Annotated in this window: 7 protein-coding genes and 3 tRNA genes; 3 read left to right on the top strand and 7 right to left on the bottom strand. The window is 37.9% G+C overall.

The genetic code is table 11. From position 1 onward, the window contains the following. The 5 genes from KTI79_RS14445 to KTI79_RS14425 form a co-directional block, all read right to left on the bottom strand. Positions 1 to 74 (bottom strand) — tRNA-Asp (locus KTI79_RS14445). 48 nt (positions 75 to 122) lie between these two features. Beyond that, a tRNA-Asp gene (locus KTI79_RS14440) sits at positions 123 to 199 on the bottom strand. Between the two features lie 24 nt (positions 200 to 223). After that, a tRNA-Val gene (locus KTI79_RS14435) sits at positions 224 to 299 on the bottom strand. Positions 300 to 505: 206 nt separating this feature from the next. Continuing rightward, the gene (elsL, locus tag KTI79_RS14430) at positions 506 to 1,009 is read right to left on the bottom strand and encodes a cell wall-recycling L,D-carboxypeptidase ElsL (RefSeq protein ID WP_032056402.1); all 504 of its coding nucleotides are present in this window, start codon (positions 1,007 to 1,009) and stop codon (positions 506 to 508) included. Positions 1,010 to 1,099: 90 nt separating this feature from the next. Next, positions 1,100 to 1,468, bottom strand: coding sequence for a YbaN family protein (locus KTI79_RS14425; RefSeq protein ID WP_032056404.1), 369 nt, complete (start codon positions 1,466 to 1,468; stop codon positions 1,100 to 1,102). A 103-nt stretch (positions 1,469 to 1,571) separates the two neighbouring features. Between KTI79_RS14425 and KTI79_RS14420 the strand changes: the two genes are divergently transcribed. From KTI79_RS14420 to dapE, 3 genes are all read left to right on the top strand, one after another. Next, positions 1,572 to 2,444, top strand: a complete 873-nt coding sequence (locus KTI79_RS14420; protein WP_032056405.1) for a DUF1853 family protein — start codon at positions 1,572 to 1,574, stop codon at positions 2,442 to 2,444. Positions 2,445 to 2,586: 142 nt separating this feature from the next. Next, on the top strand, positions 2,587 to 2,730 hold the full coding sequence (locus tag KTI79_RS14415; RefSeq protein WP_003655297.1) for an entericidin A/B family lipoprotein: 144 nt from the start codon (positions 2,587 to 2,589) through the stop codon (positions 2,728 to 2,730). A 126-nt stretch (positions 2,731 to 2,856) separates the two neighbouring features. Further along, positions 2,857 to 3,993: a succinyl-diaminopimelate desuccinylase gene (gene dapE, locus KTI79_RS14410; RefSeq protein WP_032056407.1), complete on the top strand. Its 1,137-nt coding sequence runs from the start codon at positions 2,857 to 2,859 to the stop codon at positions 3,991 to 3,993. Positions 3,994 to 4,027: 34 nt separating this feature from the next. On the opposite strand, the gene KTI79_RS14405 is transcribed toward dapE, so the two are convergent. Together KTI79_RS14405 and KTI79_RS14400 are read right to left on the bottom strand one after the other, a co-directional pair. Continuing rightward, the gene (locus tag KTI79_RS14405; protein ID WP_032056409.1) at positions 4,028 to 4,495 is read right to left on the bottom strand and encodes a hypothetical protein; all 468 of its coding nucleotides are present in this window, start codon (positions 4,493 to 4,495) and stop codon (positions 4,028 to 4,030) included. Further along, positions 4,495 to 9,000 (bottom strand): hybrid sensor histidine kinase/response regulator, encoded by a 4,506-nt coding sequence (locus tag KTI79_RS14400; RefSeq protein WP_086375823.1) that lies wholly within the window; start codon positions 8,998 to 9,000, stop codon positions 4,495 to 4,497. The genes KTI79_RS14405 and KTI79_RS14400 overlap by 1 nt, the downstream gene beginning before the upstream one ends. Between the last annotated feature and the right edge of the window lie 102 nt (positions 9,001 to 9,102).

Below are 9,102 nucleotides of genomic sequence, written 5' to 3'. Positions count from 1 at the left end.
CGCAGCGGACGGGGCTCGAACCCGCGACCCCCGGCGTGACAGGCCGGTATTCTAACCAACTGAACTACCGCTGCACTTTCACAATATCGCAATTGTGGGGTAAAACGATGTTAAGTCTTAAGTGGCGCAGCGGACGGGGCTCGAACCCGCGACCCCCGGCGTGACAGGCCGGTATTCTAACCAACTGAACTACCGCTGCACTTGAGAGCTTAACGTAAAGGCTTGGTGGGCGCTGACGGGATCGAACCGCCGACATTCTGCTTGTAAGGCAGACGCTCTACCAACTGAGCTAAGCGCCCTTAACGTCTTCATCGTTTGTGAGGTGCATTATAGAGAATCTTTAACAGGTGTCAAACGCTTTTCGACAACTTTTCAAAAAAATGCGAATGAATGATTAAAAATAAGTCATTATTAAGTAAAAAACAATTTTTTGTATTTTATTTAAGCACTTATTTTAATATTTTACTCATTCAGCTAATTAAATAAGAATTTTTAAAATCTTATTTTAGGTTAAAGATTGCTCAGATAAATAAACCAATGCATCTTCAGCGACTAAATCAAACAACTCAATGATTTCCTCATTACGCATTCGAATACATCCATGTGACATGGGAACACCCATCGGTTCTTTATCAGGTGTGCCATGAATATAGATATAACGCTGCATGGTGTCATGACCTTCGCCTTTATTAAAGCCTTCTTCTAAGCCATCTAACCAAAGAATACGTGACAATATCCAATCTCGTTCAGGGAATTGGGCTGCTAGTTCACTGCTATAGATCTCCCCTGTTGGCTTACGTGCAATAAAAACCGCATTTTGAGGAGAGTCAGCACCAATTTTTTTTGCAACCCTATGCCATCCACGTGGAGTCCTACCAGTATTCTCCTGCTCACCAATTCCGTTCTTCCCGGTTGAAATAACATAAAACTTATTATGCTTAGGTAAGGTTAAGGTTTGATTTGCCAAATCGATGAGGACATCTGCATCTTCGAGCTTAAATTGAGACATTGAACTTATTCTCTTATATCAACTCAAATACTTTGAGTTTAAGTAAAAATTTAAATGAATAACTTGTCTTGCGCCAAAATTAAAAGATTATCAATCTTTTAATTTTGGCTCAGGGCGTAGCCATAACCAAACTGCAACGATGAACATGGTAGTATCAGTAAAAACCTTGACCCAAAGCGGTGCTGAAGTAAACAGCATTATAAGACCACTGATTGCCATCATTATGCTTGCAATCCACTTAGCTTTACGTGGCACTGTACCATTGGCTCGCCAATCACGTAATGTTGGCCCGTATTTGGGATGATTTAATAACCAGGCATCCATTTGTGGCCACCCTTTTGAAGCCGCCCAAGCAGCCAGAATCAAAAACACTGTTGTTGGCATACCTGGTAAAATTGCTCCAATAATGCCTAGCGTGATAAAAATCACGACCAAAGAGCGCCAGAACAATGTTCGCATATATAAACCTTAACCTGCTGTTAGCGTTAGTATAAAGTGTTTTTCTTAGATTGTTTGTTGATCCCTTATGAAAATAGGATGAATTACTTCGAGTATTGAATATATGAATATTGCCTCAGTTAAAACTTCCTATTTCGAACCATGGCTTCAATTCCAACATCCTATAGTGCGGCAACTGGCTTTTTGTATCGCTAGCCCCAATTTACTTTGCAAATTACCAAAAAGTTTTTCTATACAACACGACTTTAAGTTGCATCCAAGCGAAGTATGGGAAAGACATTTTCAAAATTATTTACCGCGTTTAAAAGAACTTGATCAGTCCCCAGAACCATTAATCCAGTTTTTATCTCAGCTTAAAAGTACACGCTTAGGTTTACGCTTTGAAAATTTACTTTGGTTTTGGCTACAAGAGGATAATTATCATCCTTATCAACTGTTAGGTCATAGTATTCAAAAAATTGATGGAGCAAAAACTTTAGGTGAGCTGGATTTTTTAATTTTAAATAAAGAAACTCAGAAAATTGAACACTGGGAAGTCGCGCTAAAATACTATTTAGGTGAAGCAGATTTATATTTAGAACAATGGATTGGGTTAAATCGTCAGGATACTCTAAGCAAAAAGCTTTATCATTTTACTAACAAACAATTTCAGTTTACTGAAGCATTAGATTTTAAGATTCAACAACGTTTTGCCGTTCTAAAAGGACAGCTCTATCTTCCTTTACAGTTAAATTTGCAACAATCATTGCCAGACTGGATAAATTTAAAGCGTCGATTAGGATATTGGGGTACTACCATTCCACACTCTTCCTTTTATCGATTAGAAAGGCACGAATGGTTGTGTCCAAATCAACAACCTAGTTCGATTTCGGCGCATTGGTGGACAGATGGTTTATATTGTAAAAATAGTGAAGAGGTCATGTTTTATATGTATAGACGCCCTGCATACTCAAACTTTAAGTCAAACCCATACTAATTGGTAAAAATTAAAAGAATTAACAATCACTTTTAAGATTCTAGAAACATTTAATAACGTTTTTACTATTAAACAGTCATGTTTCTTTTTCCGTTTGTTTTTTAATCTAAATTTACTTCATTATTAAATTTAAACGGAGAAAATGATGAAAAAAGTTTTAGCTGCTTCTGTAATGATTGCTGTTGTTTTAACAGGCTGTAATACGTTTAAGGGTTTTGGTAAAGATGTTTCTAAAGCAGGTGATGCTGTAACAAATACTGCTGAGAAAACACAAGATAAAATGTAAGTTAGAGTCATCACTTAAAAAACCTTATCTTCCCGATAAGGTTTTTTTATTTTTACGTACCCATCCCGTAGAGATTCGCCTATTATATCGGACTATATTTCACCTGATCAGCACGCAATTTTCGGTATGAATCATTCAGATACTCTCTCGCTTAGCCTAGAACTGTTACAACAACCTTCTGTTACTCCTATTGATCACACCTGCCAAACCATCATGGCAGACCGTTTAGCCAAAATCGGTTTCCATATTGAACCAATGCGTTTTGGTGAAGTTGATAATCTCTGGGCACGCCGCGGAACTGAAGAACCTGTATTTTGCTTTGCAGGTCATACTGACGTAGTACCGACAGGTAAATTAGAAGCATGGAATTCAGATCCATTTGCTCCAGAAATCCGCGATGGCAAATTATATGGTCGTGGTTCGGCCGATATGAAAACAGCACTTGCAGCTATGGTCGTTGCATCTGAACGTTTTGTCGCAAAGCATCCTAATCACAAGGGTTCAATTGCTTTTCTAATTACTTCTGATGAAGAAGGCCCTGCTATTAATGGTACGGTTAAAGTGATTGAGACTCTTGAAAAACGTAATGAAAAAATGACGTGGTGTTTAGTTGGTGAACCTTCAAGTACTCATAAACTGGGTGATATTGTTAAGAATGGCCGTCGTGGCTCACTTAATGCAGTATTAAAGGTTCAAGGTAAGCAAGGCCATGTAGCTTATCCACATTTAGCACGTAATCCAATTCATGAAGCATCACCAGCTTTGGCAGAACTATGCGAAGCGATTTGGGACAATGGAAATGAATATTTCCCTGCAACCTCATTTCAGATTTCAAATATTCATGCTGGCACTGGCGCAACAAATGTCATTCCTGGCGCATTAGAAGTTACTTTTAACTTCCGTTATTCAACAGAAGTGACAGCAGAACAACTTAAACAACGTGTACACGAAATTTTAGATAAACACGGTTTACAGTACGAAATCGTTTGGAATCTTTCTGGTTTACCATTCCTAACACCTGTGGGTGAACTCGTTAATGCAGCGCAAACTGCTATTTTGAACGTAACGGGTACTGAAACTGAACTTTCAACAAGTGGTGGTACTTCTGATGGCCGTTTTATTGCTCCAACAGGCGCACAGGTATTAGAGTTAGGTGTTCTGAACGCAACAATTCATCAAATTAACGAACATGTTGATGTACACGACCTTGATCCACTAACTGATATTTATGAGCAAATTTTGGAAAATCTGTTAGCTAAGTAAAAGTTAAAAAGGAACTCAAAATGAGTTCCTTTTTTTATAGATGAAGTGAATTTTGAATATGTTGCAAATTAGGAACATGGTAGCGTTGATTGTCCATACGGACATATTTAAATACAGTTGGGTGCTGTAAAGACTCTTGTATATCTTCATTTTCATCTACAACTTCAGAAATACGCAGACGAACTGAAACTGGCATCGATTTACACACAAGTGCAAAACGTTGACTAATGTCTTCACTTTCAATGACTAACGCTACTGCTCGAGAATCCATTTCATTGTGAATCGAATAAACAGGGAGTTTTACATCATGCCATTCAATATGCTTGATACCATTTTTAACATCCATAGCAGATAACACTATATTTTGTGGCAATAGCATCGGCACTTGCTGATAGCACTCGATAATATATGCATCAATAAAACCAGTTGAGACAGTAATTAAATGCTGAAGCTCTTGCTGGTCCATTTCATTAATTAAGGATGTACTTATATTACTTTTCATTAGGCAAGTCCCCCTTCAAATGTCATGAATAACGCATCAATATTGTGAAGTAAGTCTTCTTCTTGGAAAGGTTTACCCATGTACTGATTAACCCCTAAAGCAAATGCTCGTTCACGGTGTTTTTCGCCAGTTCTTGAAGTAATCATGATGACTGGCATATCTTGATGTAGATCATGATGTCGAACAAGATTGAGAACCTCAAAGCCATCCATGCGCGGCATTTCAATATCAAGCAGCATGAGATCTGGTTTAATATTTTCCAATTGCTCAATTGCATCGACCCCATCTTTAGCGGTGACTACATCATAGCCCTGACGTTCAAGTAATCGAGACGTTACCTTACGCACAGTTACCGAGTCATCTACAATCATGATGAGACGGCGTTCGTCAGACTCACGTTGTCTATAGATAGCTTCATTGAGCGACTTATGTCGGTGAGTAGATTGGATTTGGCGAGCAATATTTTGTCCATCTAAGATTAGACAAACTTGGCCATCACCTAAAATAGTTGCTCCCGCAATCGCCCCAATACTAGAGAATTGCTGTCCGATTGGTTTAACTACAATCTGCGCACGTGAGCCAATCAATTGGTCAACTAATAATGCAACAGTTTGTCCATTATTTGCTTTAATCATTAATACTGGTAATGAATACATCATTCCACTTAAACGCGGAATGGGTTGATTACCAACAAACTCAGATAAATAACGTAATGGATAGCGCTTATTTTCAAATTCAAAGAACTCTTGTGTACTTCCGAAATATTGTTCTAATGAGGCTGGTGAAACCCGTACAATTCGATCAATTTGAGCCAATGGGATTGCAAATTGCTGATCAGCAACTTTAACCATTAAGGCATCACTAACAGCTACCGTAGTTGGAACACGTATGGTAAAGACAGTGCCCTGCCCATAGACAGAGTCGACACTCACATGGCCACTTAAGGCTTTAATATCACTTTGTACTACATCTAGTCCTACACCACGACCTGAAATCTGAGTAACTTGATCGGCTGTGCTTAAACCAGGATGGAAAATCAGCTGTAAAATATCTTGATGTTCTAATACTTGTTCTGCGTTAATCAAACCAGACATTAATGCCTTTTGGCGAACCTTCTCGATATCAATACCTTGTCCATCATCCTTAAATGTAACGACAACATCTGTACCTTGACGATGAATATTCAGTTCAATGCGTCCAGTTTCTGGTTTTTGAGCTTGTTCACGTTGCGCACGATCTTCTAAACCATGGTCAATTGCATTTCTAAGCATGTGCTCAAGTGGTGTGACCAAACGCTCTAACATTGTCCGATCTAGCTCACCCTCAGTATTATTAACAAAAAGCTCTGCTGGTCGATTTAACGCAGTAGAAGTCTGTCTCACAATTCTTTGTAAACGAGGCAGCAACCGAGAGAATGGTACTAAGCGTGTTCGCATGAGACCTTCTTGAATTTCAGCCTGAATACGCGATTGTTGTACCAATAACCCCTCTGTATCTCTGATCTTTTCAGATAATGTATTTTTAAAATCCACTAAATCTGATGCAGATTCGGCAAGAGATTTTGACAACTGGTTTAATGAAGAATATTGATCCATCTCTAAAGGATCAAATTCCGTATACCGCGAGTTTTCAATACCGTGTTTTGCAATAATTTGAGTTTCTAATTCACCTTCCATTCGGCGCAACTGATCTGCAAGTCGCTGAATAGCCAATTCCATTTCTGCAAGAGTATGGCCAAATTGGCTTAAATCCATTTCAATTCGCGAACGGTTAATTGAATTTTCGCCAGACAGATCAATCATTTTTTCAATTAAATCTGCCGAGACTCGAATCATCTCATTATTTTGATCAAGGCGTTGTGTTTGTTCCCACGCACCCATCATTGGCGGTGGTTCTGTACCGTCACCTTGTACAAAACTCATTACAGGTTCTGTGCTGAATAGATCAGTTCGAGTTAACTTACTAGGAATTTGAATTGCTGTTTCAATGAACTGAATATTTTCCAGACTTTGTTGTAAACCATCGAAGTGTTGATAATTTTGTTTAAAAATAGCCTCTTTTAACCAGACAATTGCACTCTCTAATAAGTTGTCGTAAATATTTGAGCTGAAATGATGAAGCGCAAATTGCTCAAAAGCATTCTCAAGTTGATAAGCAATTGCTTGCACGGTTTCAAGTCCCAACATACGGGAACCGCCTTTCAAGCTATGCACAGCCCTTTGTAGCTGAAGCAAGATACTACGGTTAGTACGCTGCTCGAACCATTGTTTTAATAGATGATCGGCCGTTTCTAATAGTTCAGCCGCTTCCTCCATGAATGTCTGCTCGACAACAGAATTAATATCTTGCTCTTGAAGATTTTCTGTATAGCCTTGGTCAGCATAAAGAACTTGTAATTCGGTTTGCTCAACAAGTTGATTATTAGATTCAGTAATCTGCTCAGAACCAGAAGCTAACTCACTGAAGCTTAACGCTGTATTATTTATCGCTTCTTGCGGTAATTCTACAAAATTTACTTCATGTATAACATAGGTTTCAGATTCTGCTTGCACTTCTTTAATATGAGAATCAAATACTTGACCTGCATTTTTAAGCGCTTGAATAGTGTGAGAAGCAGCATAATCTAGATGCTGTTCACGTACTATTTGCAAACGGTCAGCCAAGTCATCTTGAACTAGTCGAATAAAATCAATGAGACCAGGCGAAGCTATTAATTGTTTTTTAATTAAACGCTCATAAATACTTTCTAACTCATGTGCAATTAAACCAATATAAGTTGCCTGAATCATATTTGCCCCACCTTTTAAGGTATGCAAATAACGCATCAGATTATTGAGAGCGGCAAAGTTTTCTTGATCATTAACCCAAAGATTAAGATCTGTATCCATTCCCTCAAGCAACTCATCGGCTTCTTCAAGAAAAATATCTAAAAGATCTGGATCAAAATGACGGTTTACATGCTCAGACGAAATGAATTGTCGATCTAGTTGTACACTCTGCCCTATGGTGACCTGATCAGTGAATACATTTTCTATCAGAGGATCATTCGCTGTTTGTTCAACTTCAGCATTAAACAATGGTTCAAAAACGTCTTGATGAGTTTCTAATGATTCAGAATTAAGATTTAGAATATATTGAGTATATAGTTTTAGCTCGTCCAAGACATTTTGGTGTTGCTCGATAATGCTTACTCTTTGTCCAGCAGCTAACGCATCAAATAACTGAATTAATTGTTGGTGCGCTTTTTGATAAATTTCAAAAATATAATCCGATTGCAATAAATCAGGTCGATCAAGCAATATGTCGTAGCTTTCTTTCAACTGGTTAGTATATTCATATAAACCAATCATTGCCTGCGACTGAGTATGTTGCAGCAAAACATCTGCTTGTTCACTTAAACGTTCAAGATAATGAGGAAACTCTGTACGTATACCCTTCTCAAAATCTAACTCCGCATCAAGTAATTCAGCAACATCTAGCTGTAACAGCTGAGACACTAAACCATGTGGAGGCATGAGTGGGCTTGAATGCTCACCATGCTGCTCCATATAAGCATCCCAAACCTGATTAAATTTTTGTAGATCAGATTCCAATTGCTCAGTAGAACAATGGGTAGCCAATGAATCTAAACAATTTCGAATAAACTGACGATAATCACGAAGTAATGAAATTTCTTCTGAATGAGAAGAAAGCTCTTCTTGTAATAGTATTTTAAATAAATGCTCAACTTTGGTACTGGCATCAAAGATTGGTTCTACATGAGCCATGGCAGAGCTGCCGCGTAACGTATGTAACGCACGTATTAAAGCATTATAACTTTCATGCTGATGTATTTCTTTTTCCAAAAACTGATCAATTGTCGCTAAGTGTTCTTCTGCTTCCTCCATAAATAAAATTAAGGTTTCAGCAAGAGTCTGTTCAGTTTCTAGAGCAACTTCTGGAGTCGAAATAGTTAGAACTTCAGTTGATTCTGGTTGCAAGTCATTTGTTTCTAAACCAGTTTGAGTTTCAGCAGTAAGAATATCTGATAATAATAAAAGTTCGTCTAGCGCGGGTTCTATACTTTGCTGTTGTTGTAATTGTTGACCCAATAAAATTAGGGGCCTAAAGTCTACGGTATGAACTTTTTTAGATTTGAAGTCATCTACTAACTTAAAGAAATAGAACTTAAATACCAACTGAATATATTGTTGGATATGAGAATTTAATCCAAGACTCTGATTGATTACCCGATTAAGCGTATCTTCTACAGTCCAAGCAAGCTCAGCAGAAGATTTGGCACCAATCATTCGCCCTGAACCTTTCAATGTATGAAAATGACGGCGGATTTCAGTAAGCGTAGCAATATTTTTAGATTGCATCCATTCGTGAATCAAAGATTGTAATTCAACAAAAATTTCCTCAATTTCTTCGACAAAGATTTCAAGGAATTCATCATCTTGTTGAGAATAGCTATCTTCCGGTAGCATCATTGCTTCAGTTAAAGTTTTTAATATTTCTTTCATAGCAAAGGCTTCTTTTGCTTGTCTCCAAAATGGAGAAAAACGACAGAGTCAACACCAGAAAAATAGCTGTTTTCCCCAATACTTATCTGGTGTTGTAATACT

The organism is Acinetobacter sp. WU_MDCI_Abxd143, from assembly GCF_025514195.1.
Classification (GTDB): Bacteria; Pseudomonadota; Gammaproteobacteria; order Pseudomonadales; family Moraxellaceae; genus Acinetobacter; species Acinetobacter pittii_H.
This window is presented reverse-complemented; position numbering and strand designations above follow the sequence as displayed.

What these genes read in the sequence shown, in the direction of transcription:
- elsL (WP_032056402.1), bottom strand. Translation starts at nt 1,009, where the DNA reads ATGTCTCAATTTAAGCTCGAAGATGCAGATGTCCTCATCGATTTGGCA.
- KTI79_RS14415 (WP_003655297.1), top strand. Translation starts at nt 2,587, where the DNA reads ATGATGAAAAAAGTTTTAGCTGCTTCTGTAATGATTGCTGTTGTTTTA.
- KTI79_RS14425 (WP_032056404.1), bottom strand. Translation starts at nt 1,468, where the DNA reads ATGCGAACATTGTTCTGGCGCTCTTTGGTCGTGATTTTTATCACGCTA.
- KTI79_RS14405 (WP_032056409.1), bottom strand. Translation starts at nt 4,495, where the DNA reads ATGAAAAGTAATATAAGTACATCCTTAATTAATGAAATGGACCAGCAA.
- dapE (WP_032056407.1), top strand. Translation starts at nt 2,857, where the DNA reads ATGAATCATTCAGATACTCTCTCGCTTAGCCTAGAACTGTTACAACAA.
- KTI79_RS14420 (WP_032056405.1), top strand. Translation starts at nt 1,572, where the DNA reads ATGAATATTGCCTCAGTTAAAACTTCCTATTTCGAACCATGGCTTCAA.
- KTI79_RS14400 (WP_086375823.1), bottom strand. Translation starts at nt 9,000, where the DNA reads ATGAAAGAAATATTAAAAACTTTAACTGAAGCAATGATGCTACCGGAA.